General features: G+C 65.5%; 22 protein-coding genes. 4 read left to right on the top strand and 18 right to left on the bottom strand.

The genetic code is table 11. The annotated features are described in order from the left end of the window. Positions 1 to 18 precede the first annotated feature (18 nt). Genes hpaH through C7G42_RS04375 form a run of 4 tightly spaced genes read right to left on the bottom strand, consistent with a single transcriptional unit; the run spans position 19 to position 3317 of the window. On the bottom strand, positions 19 to 822 hold the full coding sequence (gene hpaH, locus C7G42_RS04390; protein ID WP_106947820.1) for a 2-oxo-hept-4-ene-1,7-dioate hydratase: 804 nt from the start codon (positions 820 to 822) through the stop codon (positions 19 to 21). 3 nt (positions 823 to 825) lie between these two features. Next, positions 826 to 1686: a fumarylacetoacetate hydrolase family protein gene (locus C7G42_RS04385; protein ID WP_106947819.1), complete on the bottom strand. Its 861-nt coding sequence runs from the start codon at positions 1684 to 1686 to the stop codon at positions 826 to 828. A gap of 44 nt (positions 1687 to 1730) precedes the next feature. After that, a complete protein-coding gene (locus C7G42_RS04380) occupies positions 1731 to 2348 on the bottom strand; it encodes a flavin reductase family protein (protein WP_106947818.1) in 618 nt (205 codons plus the stop codon). Positions 2349 to 2351: 3 nt separating this feature from the next. Beyond that, a complete protein-coding gene (locus C7G42_RS04375; protein WP_106948848.1) occupies positions 2352 to 3317 on the bottom strand; it encodes a Bug family tripartite tricarboxylate transporter substrate binding protein in 966 nt (321 codons plus the stop codon). A 126-nt stretch (positions 3318 to 3443) separates the two neighbouring features. Here C7G42_RS04375 and C7G42_RS04370 point away from each other — a divergent pair, with 126 nt between their 5' ends. From C7G42_RS04370 to C7G42_RS04360, 3 genes are all read left to right on the top strand, one after another. Then, positions 3444 to 4235, top strand: coding sequence for an IclR family transcriptional regulator (locus C7G42_RS04370; protein ID WP_199580645.1), 792 nt, complete (start codon positions 3444 to 3446; stop codon positions 4233 to 4235). Positions 4236 to 4497: 262 nt separating this feature from the next. Then, positions 4498 to 5793, top strand: coding sequence for an O-acetylhomoserine aminocarboxypropyltransferase (locus C7G42_RS04365; RefSeq protein WP_106947816.1), 1296 nt, complete (start codon positions 4498 to 4500; stop codon positions 5791 to 5793). Between the two features lie 4 nt (positions 5794 to 5797). Then, positions 5798 to 6580, top strand: coding sequence for an alpha/beta fold hydrolase (locus tag C7G42_RS04360; protein WP_106947815.1), 783 nt, complete (start codon positions 5798 to 5800; stop codon positions 6578 to 6580). A gap of 123 nt (positions 6581 to 6703) precedes the next feature. On the opposite strand, the gene C7G42_RS04355 is transcribed toward C7G42_RS04360, so the two are convergent. From C7G42_RS04355 to phnG, 11 genes are all read right to left on the bottom strand, one after another. Further along, positions 6704 to 7657: an aliphatic sulfonate ABC transporter substrate-binding protein gene (locus tag C7G42_RS04355; protein ID WP_106947814.1), complete on the bottom strand. Its 954-nt coding sequence runs from the start codon at positions 7655 to 7657 to the stop codon at positions 6704 to 6706. 21 nt (positions 7658 to 7678) lie between these two features. Beyond that, entirely contained in the window at positions 7679 to 7900 is a 222-nt protein-coding gene (locus C7G42_RS04350) for a hypothetical protein (protein WP_106947813.1), read from the bottom strand. Between the two features lie 493 nt (positions 7901 to 8393). After that, positions 8394 to 9005 (bottom strand): pyridoxamine 5'-phosphate oxidase family protein, encoded by a 612-nt coding sequence (locus C7G42_RS04345; RefSeq protein WP_106947812.1) that lies wholly within the window; start codon positions 9003 to 9005, stop codon positions 8394 to 8396. A gap of 22 nt (positions 9006 to 9027) precedes the next feature. After that, positions 9028 to 9624, bottom strand: coding sequence for a phosphonate metabolism protein/1,5-bisphosphokinase (PRPP-forming) PhnN (gene phnN, locus C7G42_RS04340; protein WP_106947811.1), 597 nt, complete (start codon positions 9622 to 9624; stop codon positions 9028 to 9030). Next, positions 9621 to 10778, bottom strand: coding sequence for an alpha-D-ribose 1-methylphosphonate 5-triphosphate diphosphatase (locus tag C7G42_RS04335; protein WP_106948847.1), 1158 nt, complete (start codon positions 10776 to 10778; stop codon positions 9621 to 9623). Before C7G42_RS04335 ends, phnN begins: the two co-directional genes overlap by 4 nt. Before the next feature lie 11 nt (positions 10779 to 10789). Beyond that, the gene (gene phnL, locus C7G42_RS04330) at positions 10790 to 11488 is read right to left on the bottom strand and encodes a phosphonate C-P lyase system protein PhnL (RefSeq protein WP_106947810.1); all 699 of its coding nucleotides are present in this window, start codon (positions 11486 to 11488) and stop codon (positions 10790 to 10792) included. 22 nt (positions 11489 to 11510) lie between these two features. Then, entirely contained in the window at positions 11511 to 12308 is a 798-nt protein-coding gene (gene phnK / locus C7G42_RS04325) for a phosphonate C-P lyase system protein PhnK (RefSeq protein WP_106947809.1), read from the bottom strand. After that, the gene (locus tag C7G42_RS04320) at positions 12301 to 13197 is read right to left on the bottom strand and encodes an alpha-D-ribose 1-methylphosphonate 5-phosphate C-P-lyase PhnJ (protein WP_106947808.1); all 897 of its coding nucleotides are present in this window, start codon (positions 13195 to 13197) and stop codon (positions 12301 to 12303) included. Before C7G42_RS04320 ends, phnK begins: the two co-directional genes overlap by 8 nt. Then, positions 13194 to 14297, bottom strand: a complete 1104-nt coding sequence (locus C7G42_RS04315) for a carbon-phosphorus lyase complex subunit (RefSeq protein ID WP_106947807.1) — start codon at positions 14295 to 14297, stop codon at positions 13194 to 13196. The genes C7G42_RS04320 and C7G42_RS04315 overlap by 4 nt, the downstream gene beginning before the upstream one ends. A gap of 4 nt (positions 14298 to 14301) precedes the next feature. Then, complete coding sequence (gene phnH, locus C7G42_RS04310) at positions 14302 to 14910, bottom strand: phosphonate C-P lyase system protein PhnH (protein ID WP_199580644.1); 609 nt, start codon at positions 14908 to 14910, stop codon at positions 14302 to 14304. Between the two features lie 4 nt (positions 14911 to 14914). Beyond that, on the bottom strand, positions 14915 to 15379 hold the full coding sequence (phnG, locus tag C7G42_RS04305; protein ID WP_106947805.1) for a phosphonate C-P lyase system protein PhnG: 465 nt from the start codon (positions 15377 to 15379) through the stop codon (positions 14915 to 14917). Between the two features lie 117 nt (positions 15380 to 15496). Here phnG and phnF point away from each other — a divergent pair, with 117 nt between their 5' ends. Further along, positions 15497 to 16225 carry a phosphonate metabolism transcriptional regulator PhnF gene (phnF, locus tag C7G42_RS04300; protein ID WP_106947804.1) on the top strand — a complete coding sequence of 243 codons (729 nt, stop codon included), beginning with the start codon at positions 15497 to 15499 and terminating at the stop codon, positions 16223 to 16225. Positions 16226 to 16361: 136 nt separating this feature from the next. Here the strand turns inward: phnF and phnE (C7G42_RS04290) are convergent, their stop codons facing one another. From phnE (C7G42_RS04290) to phnD, 3 genes are all read right to left on the bottom strand, one after another. Further along, positions 16362 to 17210 carry a phosphonate ABC transporter, permease protein PhnE gene (gene phnE / locus C7G42_RS04290; protein ID WP_106947803.1) on the bottom strand — a complete coding sequence of 283 codons (849 nt, stop codon included), beginning with the start codon at positions 17208 to 17210 and terminating at the stop codon, positions 16362 to 16364. Next, positions 17207 to 18091, bottom strand: coding sequence for a phosphonate ABC transporter, permease protein PhnE (gene phnE, locus C7G42_RS04285; RefSeq protein WP_106947802.1), 885 nt, complete (start codon positions 18089 to 18091; stop codon positions 17207 to 17209). The genes phnE (C7G42_RS04290) and phnE (C7G42_RS04285) overlap by 4 nt, the downstream gene beginning before the upstream one ends. 73 nt (positions 18092 to 18164) lie before the next feature. After that, the gene (gene phnD, locus C7G42_RS04280) at positions 18165 to 19100 is read right to left on the bottom strand and encodes a phosphonate ABC transporter substrate-binding protein (protein WP_106947801.1); all 936 of its coding nucleotides are present in this window, start codon (positions 19098 to 19100) and stop codon (positions 18165 to 18167) included. Positions 19101 to 19156 lie beyond the last annotated feature (56 nt).

Raw genomic sequence — 19156 nt, 5'->3', positions numbered from 1 at the left:
CGCTCCCTGTTTGTTGGTTCAGACGAACTGGCACGACACCGAGCCGAAGGCGCCATAATCGGCATGAAAGGTATCGCCGCGGCGGATGTCGACCGGCCGCGTGAACGATCCCGCCAACACCACCTCGCCGGCTTTGAGATGCTCGTCATGCGGCGCGAGGCGGTTGGCGAGCCAGGCGATGCCATTGGCGGGATGATTGAGCACGCCGGCGGCAAGCCCGGTTTCCTCGACCTCGCCGTTTCGGAACAGCAGCGCGCCGATCCAGCGCAGATCCGCATCCATCGGGCGGAACGGCCGGCCGCCGAGCACCAGCGCGGCGTTGGCGGCGTTGTCCGAGATGGTGTCCATGACCTTGCGCGTCTTGCCCGTTTCAGGGTCGACGCGGTGCATGCGCGTCTCCAGGATCTCCAGCGCGGGCGTGACGTAGTCGGTGGCGTTGAGCACATCGAAGATGGTGCAGTCGGGCCCGCGCAGCGGCGCCTTCAGCACGAAGGCGAGCTCGACCTCGATGCGCGGCGCGTGGAAGCGGTCGAACGGGATGGGCGTGGCGTCGGCATAGAACATGTCAGCGAACAGCACGCCGTAGTCTGGCTCGTTGATGCCAACCGCGCTCTGCATCGCCTTCGAGGTCAGGCCGATCTTATGGCCCTTGATGACACGACCGCGATCGAGCTGCAGCCTAGTCCAGGCGCGCTGGACGGCGTAGGCATCCTCGATCGCGAAATCGGGATACTCCTTCGTGAACATCGGAATCAACGTCTTGGTCCGCTCGGCCTCGTCCAGACGCGCGGCAAGGCTTTCGATCGTGGCGGCATCAAGCATGGTCTAGCTCTCCGCCGCGACGGTGTTGCGCAGCACACCGATGCGGCTGGACTCGACCTCGACGACATCCCCGACCTTCAGCCAGCGCGGCGGATCGAAGCGCGCGCCGGCGCCCGTCGGCGTCCCGGTCACGATCATGTCGCCCGGCTTGAGCGTGGCGAAGGTGGAGAGATAGGAGATGATGAAATCGAACGGGAACATCAGACGCTCGGTCGTGTCCTGCTGCCGCACCTCACCGTTGACGCGGGTGATGATGTCATGAGGACCGCGCGGGTCGAGTTCGTCCGACGTGACGATCCACGGACCGATGCTGCCGGAGCGATCGAAATTCTTGCCTTGCGTGACGTTGAACTTGCCGTGACGCAGCCAGTCGCGAATGGTACCCTCGTTGCACAAGGTCATGCCGAAGATGTGCGACCATGCCTTTTCGCGCGGGATATGACGGCCGCCCTGCCCGATCACGATGACGAGCTCGCCTTCATAGTCCAGCTGCTCCGAAACCTTCGGCTTCTCGATCGGCTGGCCGGATCCCGTCATCGACGACATGCTGCGCACGAACAGGCTCGGATATTTGGGCAGGTCCGAACTGTCCTTGTATTCGGCGTTGCGCTCGGCGTAGTTGACGCCGATGCACCACAGCTTCTCCGGCGCCAGCACCGGCGGCAACAGGACGAGATCGTCGATCGCATAGTCCGGCTTCGCGCCCGCGATCGCTTCCTGCGCATCGGACAGCGCGTTGGCCGCGATCAGCGCCTTCACGTCGGAGAAGTCGCGGCCGATGCGCCGGGTCAGATCGACCACACCGGTTTCGACAGCCGCGCCGTAGCGCGGCTCTCCGTCTACGAGATAGCTCAGCAGTCGCATGGTCGTTCTCCAATTTGTGTCGGGCAGCGCGGCGGGCGGCGCGCTCAGTCTTTCGATTTGGGCGTCTGGAAGACGGTGTTGAGCGTCACGATCTCGCCGAGGCTGGCGTAACGGGGACCGCCGATGCGCGCGATCGGGTCGAGCGCTTTGGTCTCCACCTTGCCGTCGTTCACGAGGCCGTCGCGCAAATGGAACATCACGACCTCGCCGACAATCAGCCGGCTCCTGGCCTCGCCGAATTCAAGGCACTGCCTGAAGCGGCATTCCATCGCAACGGGAGCCGCGGCAAGCCGCGCCACCTTGATGCGCTCGCAGGGCAGCGTCTCCAGCCCGAGATGCTCGACCTCGCTGATCTCAGGCGGATGCTCGACCGATGAGTCGTGCAAGGCCTGCATCAGCGGCGTATCGGCGATGTGAATCACATATTCCTCGGTATCGAGGATGTTGTGAGCAGTGTCCTTGTAGTCCGCGCCCTTGCGGCCGACGCTGATGGCCAGCATCGGCGGCTTCTGCGAGACGAAGGTGAAGGCGCTGAACGGGGCGAGGTTGAGCACGCCGCTTCGCGACAGGCTCGTCACCCAGGCGATCGGACGCGGCACCACGATGCCGGTCATCAGGCGATAGATGCGCTCGGCGCCGAGCTCGGTCGGATCGATCCGCATCGATCAATCCGCCCTGATGTTGGCCTTGCGCACCACCGGAATCCACTTGGCGTCCTCGCGCTCGAGATAGGCCTTGAATTCGGCCGGCGTCATCGCGACGGCTTCGCCGCCGAGCTTCTCGAATTTGTCGACCACGGCAGGATCCTTCAGGATCGCAGCCAGCGTCTCGTGGAGCTTGTCGATGACGGGCGCCGGCGTGCCGGCCGGCGCGAACAGGCCGGTGAAGGTCTGGCCGTCGAAATCCTTGTAGCCAAGTTCGACGAAGGTCGGCACGTCAGGCAGCGACTTCAGCCGGTGCGGGCTGGTGACGGCGAGCGCGCGGAACAGGCCGGCCTTGATGTGCTGGAGGCTGACCGTGAGCTGGTCGAATGCGAACTGCACCTGGGCGCCGAGCAGATCGTTGATCGCCGGCGCGTTGCCGCGATAGTGCGCGGTGACCCATTGCAGGCCGAGATTCTCCTGCATCAGCTCGCTGAGCAGATGGTTGGTCGTACCGGGGCCGGGCGAGGCCATGGTCAGCTTGCCGGGCTCGCGCTTGGCGAGGTCCATGAACTCCTTGAACGTGTTGGCCTGCACCGACGGATGCACCTCGAGCACCAGCGGCGTCATCGAGATCGTCGAGATCGGCATGAAGTCCTTCTTCCAGTTATAGGCTTCGCGCTTGTTGATCTCGGTTGCGAACAGCACCGGGCCGTTGGCGCCGACGAACAGCGTGTAGCCGTCGGGCGCCGACTTCGCGAAGGCTTCGCCCGCGATCATACCGCCGGCGCCGGCCTTGTTCTCGATGATGAAGGGCTGGCCGAGCTTTTCCTGAAGCTTGTCGGCGACGATGCGCGCGGCGCTGTCGACATTGCCGCCGGCCGGATAAGGCACGATCAGCTTGACGCTGCGGGCCGGCCATTGCTGGGCCGATGCAGGACCCGACAGGATCGCGGTCATGGCGGCTATGGCAATTGCGATTAATCTCATGTTAACCTCCCGGCAGCGCTTCCGATTCACGTCGCGTGCGGCGATGCGCACGGCAACTCGATTGGGGCGCAATCTCCAGATGCGCGCTTGTCCTGTCGAGTGAATTGTGGCGTTCTTGTCCATATTATGGACAGGACGAGATTCGCCCGCAACGCGATTGAACCGCGGCAGGGCGCGCAAGCGATCCGGCGCGCGCTCGCGGTGCTGCGCATTCTCGCCGCAGGGCGTGAGGCCGGTGTGCCATTGGCCGAGGTCGTGCAGGCAACCGGCCTCACCCGCCCCACCGTGCATCGCATCGTCCACGTGCTGATCGAGGAAGGCATCGTCGAGCGGCACGAGCGGACCGGCCGCTACGCGATCGGCAACCAGGTGCCGGAACTGGCGCTGGCACGGCCGCGGCCGACGCGGCTGCTGATCGCCGCCAATCCGTCACTGCAACGCGCCTCCGCCGAAATCGGCGACACGCTGTTCCTGACCGTGCGCACCGGCAACGACACGTTGTGCATCGATCGCAGGATCGGAATCTATCCGATCCAGGTGCTGTCGATCGAGGTCGGCGCGCGCCGGCCGCTCGGCGTTTCCAGTGCCGGCGTCGCCATCCTCGCCGCGATGCCGGCGCCGGAGGCGCGAAAGATCGTCGCAGCGAACGAGAAGCGGTTCGAGGCCTACAACACCGACGTGGCGACCGTCATCGGCGAGGTGACCGCCGCGCGACGGTTGGGATACGGCCTGAGGGAGATCGGCCTCGTGCAGGGGACGAAATCGATCTCGACCTGGATCAAGACCCCGGACGGGCGACCGGCCGCAGCCATCACCGTCTCGGCGGTGCGAACCAGGCTCGGCCCCCGCCGCGAGCAGGAGATCGCGGAGATATTGCTGCGGGAGGCCAAGATCATCGAGCAGGCGATCGGGGGTTAAGGCGGGGACAGTGCCGGCTCTTCGACTCTCCCGCTTGCGGGAGAGGCCGACGCGCTCGCAGAGCGCGGCGGGTGAGGGCTCTCGCGACACAGGGACATACTCGGCAAATTCTCAACACCCCGAACGCGGAAACCCCCTCTCCCCAACCCTCGCCCGCAAGCGGGGGAGGGAGCGCACCATCGTCGGTGCTGTCAATGGGCTGACGCCCCCCGCGATTTTATGGCACAACACCCCCAGCACCGACCGACCAACGAGGCCCTGCATGCCCGCACCAAAGCCGCCTGCCTTCGAGACCCTGAGCCTGCATGCGGGCCAGCATCCGGATCCCGCGACCGGGGCTCGCGCGGTGCCGATCTACCAGACCACGTCCTATGTGTTCCAGGATTCCGATCACGCCGCGGCGCTATTCAACCTGGAGCGCGCCGGCCACATCTATACGCGCATCTCGAACCCGACCACCGGCGTGCTCGAAGAGCGGCTCGCCGCGCTCGAAGGCGGCGTCGGCGCGATCTGCACCGCGAGCGGCATGGCGGCGCTGCATCTTGCGATCGCGACCCTGCTGAGCGCCGGCGACCACATCGTGGCGTCGAGCTCGCTCTATGGCGGCACCATCAATCTGCTGGCGCACACGCTGCCGCGCTTCGGCATCACCACCAGCTTCGTCAAGCCGCGCGACCTCGACGCGTTGCGCTCGGCGATCAAGCCCAACACCAAGCTCGTGATCGGCGAAACCATCGGCAATCCCGGACTCGAAGTGCTCGACATTCCCAAGGTCGCGGCGGTCGCACATGAGGCGAAGATTCCGCTCTTGATCGACAACACCTTTGCCACGCCCTATCTCAGCCGGCCGATCGAACTCGGCGCCGACATCGTCATGCATTCGGCGACCAAATGGATCGGCGGCCACGGCATCGCGATCGGCGGCGCGATCATCGACGGCGGCCGCTTCGACTGGCGCGCGTCAGGCAAGTTCGGCGTGCTGACCGAGCCCTATGGCGGCTATCACGGCATCGTCTTCGACGAGCAGTTCGGCACTGCGGCCTTCATCATGCGCGCACGCACCGAGGGCCTGCGCGATTTCGGTGCCTGCCTGTCGCCGACCAACGCATTCCAGCTGCTGCAGGGCGTCGAGACGCTCGGCGTGCGCATGGACCGCCACATGCAGAACACGCACCTGGTGCTGGAAGCGCTGCAGTCCAACAAGGCCGTCGACTGGGTGCTGCATCCCTCGCTGGAGACCCACACGGATTATCAGCTCGCCAAGCAGCTCTTGCCGCGCGGAGCCGGCTCGATCATCTCCTTCGGCATCAAGGGCGGGCGGCCCGCGGGCCGCAAGTTCATCGAAAGCCTGCGCATGATCAGCCATCTCGCCAATGTCGGCGACGCCAAGACGCTGGTGATCCACCCGGCTTCGACCACGCATCAGCAAATGGATGCCGAACAGCTCAAGGCCGCCGGCATCGGCGAGGAGCTGGTGCGTCTCTCGGTCGGCATCGAGACGGCAAGCGACATCATCGACGATCTGGCGCAGGCGCTGCGCATCTCGCAGAAGGTCTGACACCATGAAGCTCTCCGTCAACGGCCTTGAGGTGTTTGTCGCAACCGGCGGCCGCGAGTTCGACAAGTCGCTACCCGCGGTCGTCTTCCTTCACGGCGCAGGCTTCGACCATACGACCTGGGCGCTGCACACGCGCTGGTTCTCCCATCACGGGTTTGGCGTGCTGGCGCCGGATCTTCCCGGCCACGGCCGCTCCAGCGGACCTTCGCTCGGCAGGATCGCCGAGATGGCCGACTGGACCGCGGCGCTACTCGACGCGGCAGGCACCGCAAAGGCGCATCTGATCGGCCATTCCATGGGATCGCTGATCTCGCTGGAGACGGCGGCGCGGCATCCGGACAAGGTTTCCGCGCTGAGCCTGATCGGCACCGCCGCGACGATGACGGTCGGCCCGGATCTGCTGAAGGCGGCCGAGGCCAATTCGCAGGATGCCAACGACATGGTCTCGATCTGGGGCCTCGGCTTCAACGCCGAACTCGGCGGCAGCCTCGCCCCGGGCCTGTGGATGCATGGCGGTGCGCAGGCGGTGCTGAAGTCTTGCGAGCCGGGCGTGCTGTTCCGGGATCTCTCCGCCTGCAATGCCTATGCGAATGCGCTGACCGCCGCCGCAGGTGTGAAGGTGCCGACCACCCTCATTCTCGGCGAGAGGGACATGATGACGCCGGCGAAGGCAGGCAAGGCGCTCGCGGCCGCCATCCCGCATGCGAAGACCGTCATCGTGAAGGGCGCCGGCCACATGATCATGGCCGAGCGCCCGGATGAATTGCTGGCCGCGCTGAAGGGGTGAGGCTGTGTTCCATTCGTCGTGGCCGGGCTTGTCCCGGCCATCCACGTCTTGGCCGACTGGCACGAAGAACGCGGATGCCCGGGACAAGCCCGGGCATGACGACGTCTGGCTCCAAATCAGCGCTCAAGACCCCGGTGTCCATTTGAAGACGATGTCCGAGACGTTCACCGGCTTGGGGATCAGACCGATTTTTGCGAAGCGGTCTGCGACGGCCTGCTGGCTTGCGATCACCTCGGCATCGACAGGCACGATCCTGTAGTTGGAGCGCGCGACGAAGCGTCTGACAGCCTCGATGTCGACGCCGGTGGCCTCGGCCTGGGCCTTGGCAACCGCCTCATGATGCGCATCCGCCCAGACACCTTCGCCGGCAAAGGTCGCGTTGAGTTTCGCAACGATCGAAGGATACTTATCCACGAAATCGCTGCCCGCGATGTAGAAGGCATTCGGCTTGTGCACGTCCTTGTCGAAGGCGATGACGCGCGCATTCTCCTTCAGCTCGGCGAGCGCGAGATAGGGATCCCAGATCGACCAGGCGTCGACCGAGCCCTTGACGAAGGCCGCCGTCGCATCGGCCGGCGCGAGCGGCGCCGGCGTGATGTCGGACCATGCCAAGCCAGCCTTTTCGAGCGCGGCGACGAGGAGATTATGCGCGCTCGATCCCTTGCCGAAGGCGACGCGCTTGCCCTTGAGGTCCGCCAGGGTTTTGATCGGCGAATCCTTCGGCACGATGATCGCCTGGGTGTTGCCGTCGGATTTCACGGCCGCGACGTAGCGGATCCTGGCGCCGCCAGCCTGGGCGAAGATCGGCGGGGAGTCGCCGACATAGCCGAAATCGACGCTGCCGACATTGATGGCCTCGAGCAGCGGCGGGCCGAACTGGAAGTCGATCCACTTGATCTCGATGCCGAGCGGCTTGAAGGCGGTTTCGAGCGTCAGGCGTTGGCGCACGGCGGGGAAGAAACCGCCCTTCTGCGTGCCGATGCGGATTTCCGCCGGCTTGTCCTCGGCGTGGGCGGGCGTCGCCAGCGCCGTTGCGAGCAGCAGCGTTGCTGCAAGGATGTGTCGTCTCGTCAGCATATCGTGTTCCTTTCGATGCGATCAGGAGGCGAAGAGAAGCGGAGTGGCGCGTTGCGTCCGGGAGGAGAGCACGGCGCGCACCGCGCGCTCGGCCTCGCGGGCAGAGCCGAACCGGCGGCCTTCGAGGCTGTCGAACAGGCGCTCGGAGGAGAAGAAGCGGAAGCCGCGGGCATCCCTTGTGACGATGCCGGCGGCACGGTCGTGGACCTCAATGATGTAGGCGTTGGACTGGGCTTGGGACATGACTGCTCGTTCGCCGGACTCCGGCGCTCCTGTCTTGCAAATTTGCGGCGTGGAGGTTGCTAGGACGAGATCAGCAACAACAACAGGCGCCCGTCGCCGCCGAGAAACAGCGCCGCGTCATGCAAGCATGCATGTCGGTGGAATTGCGCTGGCGATCGGTTCTCATGATGCGGCTTGGACTCGAGGGGCAGTTTCTATGCTGCAAATATCCAGCGATTGCCGCGATCGGTCAATGAAATGGCTATCCATATTTGGCAGCGCTGCGCTGAAGCGCTTCTCTCGCGACGCGCGATGGCAATCGGATTCATCTCGGGCGGCGACGATCTCTTCCTCCCTTCTCCCCTTGTGGGAGAAGGTGGCGCGAAGCGCCGGATGAGGGGTATCTATCGGCGGACCGAGCGCGAGAGGCTTGATCGCCGACAGATACCCCTCACCCGTCTCGCCGCTTCGCGGCGAGCCACCCTCTCCCACAAGGGGGAGAGGGTAAGAAAGCTCACCACATCGTCGCCGCCGCACGCTCCGGCCAGATGCGATCGTACTCCGCGCCGCCGACCTTGTTGTCACTCATCTCGGCGAGGATCTGGCCGGGCGTGGGCAGCGTCTTGGGATCGATGCGCTTGTCGGGATTCCAGAGATCGGAGCGGACGATAGCGCGGGCGCACTGGAAGTAGATCTCATCGACCTTCATCACCATGACGCTGCGCGGCGCCTTGCCCTCGACGTTGAACGAGGCCAGCAGCTCGGGATCGACCGAGAGATGCGCGCGGCCGTTGGCGCGAACCGCGTTGCCGGAGCCGGGAATCAGGAACATCAGCGACACCCTGGGATCGCGCACGATGTTGCGCAGCGAATCGACCCGGTTGTTGCCGCGGCGATCCGGCAGCATCAACGTCCTGGGATCGTGGATCCGGACGAAGCCGGGCATGTCGCCTCGCGGCGAGCAGTCGATGCCTTCGGGCCCGATGGTGGCGAGCGCGGCGAACGGCGCCTTCTCGATGAAGATCCGATAGAGCGGGGTGACGTGGTCGGCGACTTTCACGGTCGAGGCGTCGTTGGTGGCGCCGTAGATGGCCTCCAGCTGTTCGATCGTTTCAATCACCGACATTCCGTTCTCCCTGCTGTGGCGGCTAATCCTGCCAGCCGTCGTTCCTGATCACGCGCACCAGCTGGCGGGCGTGATACTCCGCGCTCCCGGCATTGAGGATGGTGACATCCGCCTGCGCCGACCTGTCGTCGACGCTGCGGGTGAGGCGTTCGGCGATGTTGCCGTCGCTCTGCCGCGCCCTTGCGGCCAGCCGCGCGGCCAGCACGTCCGGAGGTGCCGTGATCGCGACCACCACGACGTCAGCATAGGTCTGGCGCAGCGTGCCGATCACCGTGCGCGAAACGTTGGCGACGACCGTGCGGCCGGCGCGGATATCGTCGTTGATGTCTAGCGGCAGGGCATAGGAATGCCCGTGCGCGTCCCAATGCACGGCGAAATCGCCATGCTCGCAGGCGCGGCGGAATTCGTCGGGACCGAGCGCGACATTGTCTTCGTCGGCGGAGGATTCACGCGTCACGATTCGGCGCGGAAAGACAATGTCATGATCGTCAGCGCAGGCCGCCTGCGCCAGCCGCAGCAGCGTGTCCTTGCCGGCACCGCTGGGGCCAACAACCAGCACGAGCCGGCCGGGGCCGATCGCGCCGGCCTGCCCGTCCGCCATGGTCGCTGTCTCGCTCATGCGACGCGGCTTCCTTCGCGCCAGACGCTGCGGACTACGGGGACCTGGCCTGCGACATGCACACGAATGAGGTCGGCGCGCTTGCCGATCGCGACCTCGCCGCGGTCGGTGAGGCCCACCGCCTCGGCGGGCGCCTTGGTCACGGTGCGGATCGCCGCGGGAAGGCCGATGGCGGGGACATGCTCGGGCAATTGCAGCGCCCCCATCAGGAGGCTCGACGGAATGTAGTCCGACGACAGGATATCGAGCAGGCCTTCACGGGCAAGATCGACCGCGGCGATGTTGCCGGAGTGCGAGCCGCCGCGCACCACGTTCGGCGCGCCCATCAGGATGTCGATGCCGGCCTCGTGCAGGCCGCGCGCGGCCTCCAGCGTGGTCGGGAATTCTGCCACGGAGACACGGTCGCGCACGGCGTCGGCGACGTTCTCCTCGGTGGTGTCATCGTGGCTCGCCAGCGGAATCTTATGCGAATGCGCCAGAGACACGATCTCGCGCATGTTCGCGGCTGCATATTTCTTCTGATACTCGAAGCGCTTGGCGAACAGCTCGTCGAGCTCGGCATCGGTCTTGCCGCCGCCCTTGCCGCGGTAATAGTCGCGCAGCTTGACCTCGTCGCGGAACTGGCGCTGGCCGGGGGTGTGATCCATCAGCGACATCAGCTTGACGTCGGGACGGTCGATCAGCTCCTTGGCCTCCTCGACCACGCTCGGCATCGGAATTTCGCAGCGCAAATGCAGGAAATGGTCGGCGCGGAGCAGGCTGGCATCGCGCGCGGTCGTGATCGCGGCGGCGAGCACGCCGGCGCGGCCGTCGACCTCCTCGGCGCCGTCCTCGCGCCAGACCCGGAGCGAGTCGAACACGGTGGTGATGCCTGAAGTCGCGAGCTGGCCGTCATAGGAGATCACGGCCGCGACCGGATTCCAGAAAACTTTTGGCCGCGGCACGTAATGCGCTTCGAGATGGTCGGTGTGCAGCTCGATCAGGCCGGGCATGATGAGGTCGCCGCCGGCATCCTCGGCACCCGCAGGCGCCCTGCCCTCGCCGATCTCGGCGATGCGTCCGTCGGCAAGAGCGAGCCAGCCCTGCTCGATCACCCGGTCCGCCAGCACGATCCTGGCGTTGGCGATCACAATGTCCTTCGGCTTGACGTTCATTTCCATGTCCCTCAGGCCGCGGCGGCGAAGCTGGTGACGTCGACGATACGGTCGGCAATCAGATGGCGGATTTCGTCGTCATGGACAATGGCGACCATGGCTGTGCCCCGGCGTTTCTTCTCGGACACCAGCTCGACCACCACCGCGCGGTTGGCGGCGTCGAGCGAAGCGGTCGGCTCGTCCAGCAGCAGGATCGGCAGGTCCGAGATGAAGCCGCGCGCGATGTTGACGCGCTGCTGCTCGCCGCCGGAGAAGGTTGCGGGCGGAAGCTGCCAGAGCCGCTCGGGGATATTGAGGCGGTGCAGCAACTCGCCGGCGCGGGCCTGCGCATCAATGCGAGCCATGCCGTTCACGATCAGCGGCTCCGCGACGACGTCGATGGTGGCCACGCGCGGCACCGCGCGCAGGAACTGGCTGACATAGCCGATGGTGGAGCGGCGGACGTTGAGGACCTGGCGCGGCTCGGCAGAGGCAAGATCGATCAGCGCGCCGCGGTGGCGGATGCCGATGCGCCCGCTATCGCAGCGGTAATTGCCGAAGATCATCTTCAGGATCGACGATTTGCCGGCGCCTGATGGGCCCGAGAGCACGACGCATTCGCCCGGACTGACCTGGAAGGTCACGCCGCTGACAACGGGCAGTTCGATACCACCCTGCAGGTGCATCGTGAAGGTCTTCTTGGCGTCAGTGACGTCGATCATAGCGGTCATATGAAATCTCGTATTGTAAAGTTCATGGCGGCAGAATCGAGGAGACGAGGAGCTGCGTATAGGGCTCGCGGGGATCGTCGAGGACCTGGTCGGTGAGACCGGTCTCGATGACGCGACCGCCCTTCATCACCATCACACGGTGCGACAACAGCCGCGCCACCGCGAGATCGTGGGTGACGATGACGACGGCAAGATTCAGCTCGGCGACGAGGCTGCGCAGGAGGTCGAGCAGGCGCGCCTGCACGGACACGTCGAGGCCGCCGGTCGGCTCGTCCATGAACACCAGCCGCGGCTCGGTAACGAGATTGCGCGCAATCTGGAGCCGCTGCCGCATGCCGCCGGAATACGTCCGCGGTGCATCGTCGATGCGCGCGGTGTCGATCTCGACGCGCGTGAGCCAGTCGGAGGCGGTCTCGCGGATCCGGCCATAGTGATTCCAGCCCACCGCCATCAGCCGTTCGCCGACATTGGCGCCGGCCGAGACCGCCATGCGCAGGCCCTGGGCGGGATCCTGATGAACGAAGCCCCAGTCGGTACGATACAGGAAACGCCGCTCGGCTTCGCCGAGCGTAGCAAGATCGCGGGCGACGCCGTCGCGCATGCGGTAGGAAACGTGGCCGGCACTCGCTGCGAGCTGGCCCGACAGGAGTTGCAGCAGCGTCGACTTGCCCGAACCTGATTCGCCGACGATCGCCAGCACCTCGCCGGGATAGAGCGCAAAAGAGACGTCACGGCACGCCGCGATGCGACCGAAGGATTTGCTGAGGGAGGTCGCGACCAGCAGCGGGTGGTCGTTTTCGAGCGCGGCCTGATCAACCATTTGTGCCTCCTTGCGCCTTCTCCTTGTACGGCGCGGCACTTTCGCTGCCGTGGTGGCCGGCGGCCTGGCGGCCCTCGCAATAGTCGGTGTCGGAGCAGACGAACATGCGGCTACCCTTGTCGTCGGTGACGATCTCGTCGAGGTAGGAGTTCTCCGCGCCGCACAGCGCGCAGGGCGCGTTGAAACGGTAGGGCTCGAACGGGTGGTCCTCGAAATCGAGCGACACCACTTTCGTGTAGGGCGGGATCGCATAGATGCGCTTCTCGCGGCCGGCACCGAACAATTGCAGCGCCGGACAATTGTCCATCTTGGGATTGTCGAACTTCGGCGTCGGCGACGGATCCATCACGTAGCGCGCGTTGACCTTGACCGGATAGGCGTAAGCGGTGGCGATATGGCCGAAGCGGGCGATGTCCTCATAGAGCTTCACATGCATCAGGCCGTATTCGGCGAGCGCGTGCATGCGCCGCGTCTCGGTCTCGCGCGGCTCGAGGAAACGCAGCGGCTCCGGAATCGGCACCTGATAGACCAGCACCTGATTCTCGCTCAGCGCCGTCTCGGGGATGCGGTGGCGGGTCTGGATCACGGTCGCATCTTCGGTCGCCGTGGTGGTGGCGACGCCGGCGGTCTTGGCGAAGAATTTGCGGATCGAGATTGCGTTGGTGGTGTCGTCGGAACCCTGGTCGATCACCTTCAACACGTCGGCAGGACCGAGGATCGCGGCGGTGACCTGCACGCCGCCGGTGCCCCAGCCATAGGGCATCGGCATCTCGCGGCTGGCGAACGGCACCTGATAGCCGGGAATCGCGATCGCCTTCAGGATGGCGCGGCGGATCATTCGCTTGGTCTGCTCGTCGAGATAGGCGAAGTTGTAGGCGGGCGCGTTCATTCCGCGGCCTCCTTCATGGCGCCAGGCGCCTGGGCATCGGTGAATTCCTTGCGCAGTTTGCGGAGCAGGCCGAGCTCGGACTGGAAGTCGACGTAATGCGGCAGCTTCAGATGCTCGACGAAGCCGGTGGCCTGCACGTTGTCCGAATGCGACATCACGAATTCTTCATCTTGCGCCGGTGCCAGGGCTTCCTCGCCGAGTTCGCGGGCGCGCAGCGCGCGATCGACCAGCGCCATCGACATGGTCTTGCGCTCGCTCTGACCGAAGGCGAGGCCATAGCCGCGGGTGAAGCACGGCGCTTCGGTCGCAGAGCCCTTGAACTGGTTGACCATCTGGCATTCGGTGAGCTCGATCGAGCCGAGCGGCACGGCGAAGCCGACATCCTCCGCTAGGAACTCCACCTCGACCTCGCCGAAGCGGATCTCGCCGGCGAAGGGATGGTTGCGGCCATAGCCGCGCTGGGTGGAATAGCCCATCGCCAGCAGGAAGCCCTCGTCGCCGCGCGCGAGGTTTTGCAGACGCAAATCACGATCCGCCGGAAAATTCAGCGGCTCGCGGGTGAGATCGCCGACGCTGGCGCCGTCCTCGGCCTGCGGTGAGGATTCGATCAAGCCATCGCGGCCGAGAATGTCGGTCACACGCGGCGTCGGCGCCGTGGACGCATCAGCCGTTGCGGGCGCCTCCGGCACGAAGCCTTGCGCGAGCGCGGAATCGAGCAGGCGGTGGGTGTAATCGAAGGTCGGCCCGAGGATCTGGCCGCCCGGAATGTCCTTGAAGGTCGACGACACCCGCCGCTGTACCCGCATGGCACCGGTGTCGACCGGCTCACTCGCACCGAAACGGGGCAGGGTGGCGCGGAAGGCGCGAACCAGGAAGATCGCCTCGATCAGGTCGCCGCGCGCCTGCTTGATCGCCAGCGCTGCGAGCTCGCGGTCGTAGAGCGAACCTTCGCTCATGACGCGGTCCACCGCGAGCCCAAGCTGTTCCGAGATCTGGTCGAGCGTGACCTCCGGAACGTTCTGGTCGCCGCGCCGCTTGTCTGCGAGCAGGCGATGGGCGTTCTCGATGGCGCGTTCGCCGCCCTTGACTGCGACATACATGCTTCTAGCTTCCCTTGCTCACGATGCGCGTGGTGCGGGGGATCGCGACCAATGCGTCATCGGCGACCAGCACCACATCGATGCCGCGCGGAAACAGCGCCTCGTTGACATGCAGGCGCTCGAACAGATCGAACGGCTTGACCGACGCATTGAGCATCGCGACGCCGTCGATACCGGGGCCGCGCAGCTCGAAACTGCGCCCTGCTTCGAGGCTGTCGACCTGCAGGATCAATGTGGTGGACCGGTCCGGATATTCGCTGGTGCCGAGTGCGAAGCGTTCGAGCTGCGGCAGCGCACCGCCGTCACTGATCAGCGCAAAACTCGCAATCGAGGAATCCTGCACCACCGGTGCGCCGGTGTGGAATTTCAGCCATTTCACCAATTCCAGGCTTTCCGCCATCCGCGCGTCGAGCCAGAGCGGCGTGTCGTGGTCGAACAGCGTCAGCGCGATCGCGGCGGTGCCGCGCATCATCCTGTCAGGCGTCCCCGCTCCCGGCACGATGCGCCGGACCGAGCCGGGCCGCGCCATCGCGTCCATCACCGAGCGAAAGGTCGATTGCGCCGACAGCACCTTGTCGACGAAGCCGGGCGGCAATTCCGCAATCGTCGTCATGATCTCACCCCTCACCGCGCACCATGGTGTAGAAATCAACCTTCGTCGCGGCGGTCTCCGCCGCCGCCTGCTTGCGGCGAATCATAAGCTGCTCACGCAACGGCGCGATAACGTCCCGCTCCACCGCCAAGCCAAAATCCCGGGACTGTCCCAGTGCGTCGCACAGCGCGATCAGCCGCGCCTTCTCGCCGTCGCGCCCGAGCGTGTAGCCGAACCCGACCTCGCCGCTCGCCAGCCGCACCGCGGCGCGCGACACCGTCGCTTCGCCGAGATTGAACGGCGCGCCGTCGCCACCGACCCTGCCGCGCAGCATGACGAGGCCGTTTTCGGGCGCGCGCAAATCCTGATGGGCCGGCAGGACGAAGTCGCGGAGGCGGGCGGCGATCTCGCCCGCCTCCGCGTGCGCCAGCACGGCCATGGCGGCCTGGCGCTGGGCTTGCTGGTTGCTGTGCTGGGTCACCTGATCCAATGAACCTTCCGATCAACTTGCCGCTTCGAAGTTGTCTATGATAATAGACAACTTCATAAGGGAGCGCCATGACTGTTTCGTGACAAAGCTGTGATCTCTGGAGTAGGTTGCCGCGACATGAGCATGCAGGACACCGCCTCCTCGGGCGTCGCGCTATGGCGCCTCGTTGCCGACGGCATTGAGCGCGGCATTGCCGACGGCCGTTTCGCGGCCGGCGACAAATTGCCGGGCGAGATGGAGATCGCCGAAACCTATCGGGTGAACCGCCACACCGTGCGGCGCGCGCTGGCAGCGCTTGCCGAGCGCGGCCTGGTGCGTGCCGAGCGCGGCAGCGGAACCTATGTCGAGGCGCAGAAGCTCGCTTATCCCCTGCGCTCGCGCACCCGCTTCTCCGAGATCGTCGGCGCCGGCGGCCGCGAGCCGCGCGGGCAGTTGATCGAGGCGACCGACGATGTCGCGACCCGTGAGCTGGCGCGCGAGCTCGGCTTGAAGGCCGGCGCGCCGCTGGTGCGGATCGAGGCGATCAGGCTGGCCGACCGCACGCCGATCTGCGTCTCCACCACCTGGCTGTCTGCGGACTTGTTTCCTGGCGCCGGCGCCGTGTTCGCGGCGACGCGCTCGATGACGAAGCTGCTGGAACATTACGGCGTGCGCGACTATCGCCGCGGCGCAACGAGGATCACGGCCGGCATCGTAGACGCCACCGACGCCGCCCGGCTCGATCTGCCGCTCGGACGCCCGATCCTGGTGGTCGACGCGACCGACCATGATCTCGAGGGCAAGCCGCTGATGACCAAGCATTCGCGTTTTGCGGCGGAGCGGGTTGAGTTTCTGGTGGAGTCGTAGGGCACTCGCTCGGCGACACCGGTCCCGTAGGGTGGGCAAAGGCGCACTTGCGCCGTGCCCAGGATCTTTATCATGTCGGAGAAAATTCGTGGGCACGCTGCGCTTTGCCCACCCTACGGCACTACGGCACCGTCGATCAGGCGACCGCCCTGCGCCCAATGATCGCAAAGCGGAGCTTGCCCGAGATGAAATCGATCGCGGCGACCGCGACCAGGGTCATCAGGATCAGGAACGACACTTTCTGCCATTCCAGCACGCGGATCTGCTCGGCCAGCTGAAGGCCGATGCCGCCGGCGCCGACGATGCCGATGATAGTGGCCGAGCGGGTGTTGGATTCGATGAAATAAAGCACCTGGCCGGCGATGACAGGGAGCACCTGTGGCAGCAGGCCGAAGCGGATCTCGTGCAGCGCACTGCCGCCGGAAGCGCGGATGCCTTCGACCTGCTTCTGGTCGGCGCCCTCGATCGCCTCGGAGAACAGCTTGCCGAAGGCGCCGAAATCCGACACCGCGATGGCGAGCACGCCGGCGAACGGGCCGAGCCCGACGACGTTGATCCACACCAGTGCCCAGATCAGCGTATCGACGCCGCGGATCGAATCCAGGAAGCGCCGGACAGGAAAGCGCAGCAGCTTCGACGGCACCACGTTGCGCGCGGCCAGCAGGCTGACCGGCAACGCGAAGACAGCCGCGAGCGTGGTGCCGAGCAGCGCGATCGACAGCGTCTCGCCGAGCGCTTTCAGATAGACCGGCAGTGACGAGCCTGGATCAGGCGGGATCATCATCAAGGTGATCCAGCCGAGCTGGCTTAGACCGGCGAAGAAGCGCGACGGCGAGAAGTCGAGGTCGACCAGGCCGTACACGAGAATCGCGAACGCTGCGATGATCATCGCCGGTGTGGCCAGCCGCGCCGAGGCCGGCCGATCGAACACATCGGGGTAGCGTGCGCGAAGCTCTCGCGTATCGACGGCTTGCGGCTTGGTCACGTCCGGGCCTCCCTGCCGAACAGGCGACCGCGCAGCCAGCCGGTGCTGATGTCGATGATGAACACGGTGACGATGATGGTCAACAGGATCGCGCTGACGTCGGAGTAGTAGAACTTGCGGATCGCAACGACGAGCTCCTGGCCGATGCCGCCAGCACCGACGAAGCCCATCACGGAGGCTTCGCGGACGTTGATCTCGAAGCGTAGCAGCGCGTAGCTGGCATAGCCCGCGGTCACCTGCGGCACGATTGCGAAGCGCATGCAGGACAGCCAGCTCGCGCCGGTCGAACGGATACCCTCGACCGGCTTCATGTCAGCATTCTCGACGATTTCCGATAACAGCTTGCCGAGCGCACCGGTGGAGTGGATCGCGATCGCCAGCACGCCGGCCATCGGTCCGAGCCCGAAGGCGATCACGAAGATCAGCGCGAAGACGATGCCCGGAACCGTACGGGCGAATTCGAGCAGGCGCCGGACGACGAAACCCAGCCACGGTGCGGGCGAGGTATTTTCGGCCGCGAAGAAGTTCAGGCAAAATGCCAGGGTCGCGCCGATCAGCGTGCCGACATAGGAGATCAGCAGCGTCTCGCCGAGCATCCTCAGCCATTTGCGCCAGCCCCAGAACCACTCGCCGGCATCGGTCCAGACGCGCTGGCCGTTCTCCAGCGTGAAGATACGGTCGAAATAGCTGAGGAAGTTGCCGAAATAGGTGAAGAGCGTGCGCAGATTCACTTCCGCGCCGATTGCCGCGAGAAGCAGCGCCGCGGCAAAGATCGCGGCCCCGACCAAAACGCGAAGCCGCCGCCGCGCGACCGCCTGGCGATAGGCGGCGTTGAGCACGGCAAGCTGCTGCTCGGGGAGGATCGAAACCGCTGTTGTCATCGGCCTGAGAAGGGTTCCCGTCAAAGAAAGAGCCGGGTCCATCGACCCGGCTCCAGGTGCCTCGTCCCGAAACTCAGGACGCCTTCTTTTTACGCAACGCGTCGACGAACTTGATCAGCTCGATCGTGCCATCCCAGTCCTTGGTGGTGGCGGGATGAAAGCCCTTCTTCTGGCCGTCGGAGAGCCGGTCGAACGCGGCCTTGTCCTTGGCAGGGGCGTCGAAGAACGCCTTGGCGATCGCTGCCTTGGCCTCTTCCGGCAGGTCGGCATTGTAGGCGTAGGGGCCGTTGATGATCGGCGCCGACTTGTGGACGATGCGGAAGTCGTCCTTCTTCATCGCCGAGCCATCGGCATTCTTCAGCATGCCCTTGGTCAGCATCTGCGCCAGCGTGGAATCGCCGTCGCTGGTCCACTGGTTGGCGGCAACGTCGACCGTGCCCTGCGACAGCGCCAGCATTGCGTTCTCGTGGCTGCCGGTGAAGACAACCTTGCTGAAATAGCCCTCGGCATCGTGGATGCCCATCTTGTCGAGCTCGAAGCGCGGCACGTTGTTGCCCGAGGTCGAGTTCGGGTCGACAAGGCCGAGATTCTTGCCCTTGAGCTGGTCGATGCTCTTGTAGGCGCTGTTCGCCTTGACGAAGAACACCGAATAATAGCCGGTCGAGCCGTCGGCGTTGATGTCGTTGGCGAAGGCGTCGGTCTTGACGCCGGTCAGGCGGGCGCGGGCGAACGAGGCCGAGCCGTAGCTGGCAATATGGATGTTGCCGGCGCGCTGGCCCTCGATGACCGCGGCGTAGTCGTTGGCGATGCGCAGCGTGACCTTCACGCCCAGCTCCTTGGAGAGATAGCTCACGAACGGCGCCCAGCGCTCGGTGACGCCGGAGGCGTTCTCGGCCGGCACGACGGCGAACGTCAGCTCGGGATATTTCGTCTTCCAGTCTTCGGCGAAAGCCGACGAGGTGAACGCGAGCGCGGCAGCGCCGGCAAGAATCAATCTGCGAGTGATCATGATACCCTCTTCATCGGTTGGGTCGGTTGACGCAAAACTGCAACTAAACGGTTGGC

The organism is Bradyrhizobium sp. MOS003 (assembly GCF_003020125.1).
Classification (GTDB): domain Bacteria; phylum Pseudomonadota; class Alphaproteobacteria; order Rhizobiales; family Xanthobacteraceae; genus Bradyrhizobium.
Note: the sequence above shows the minus strand (reverse complement) of the source record. Positions and strands in the feature narration are given on the sequence as shown.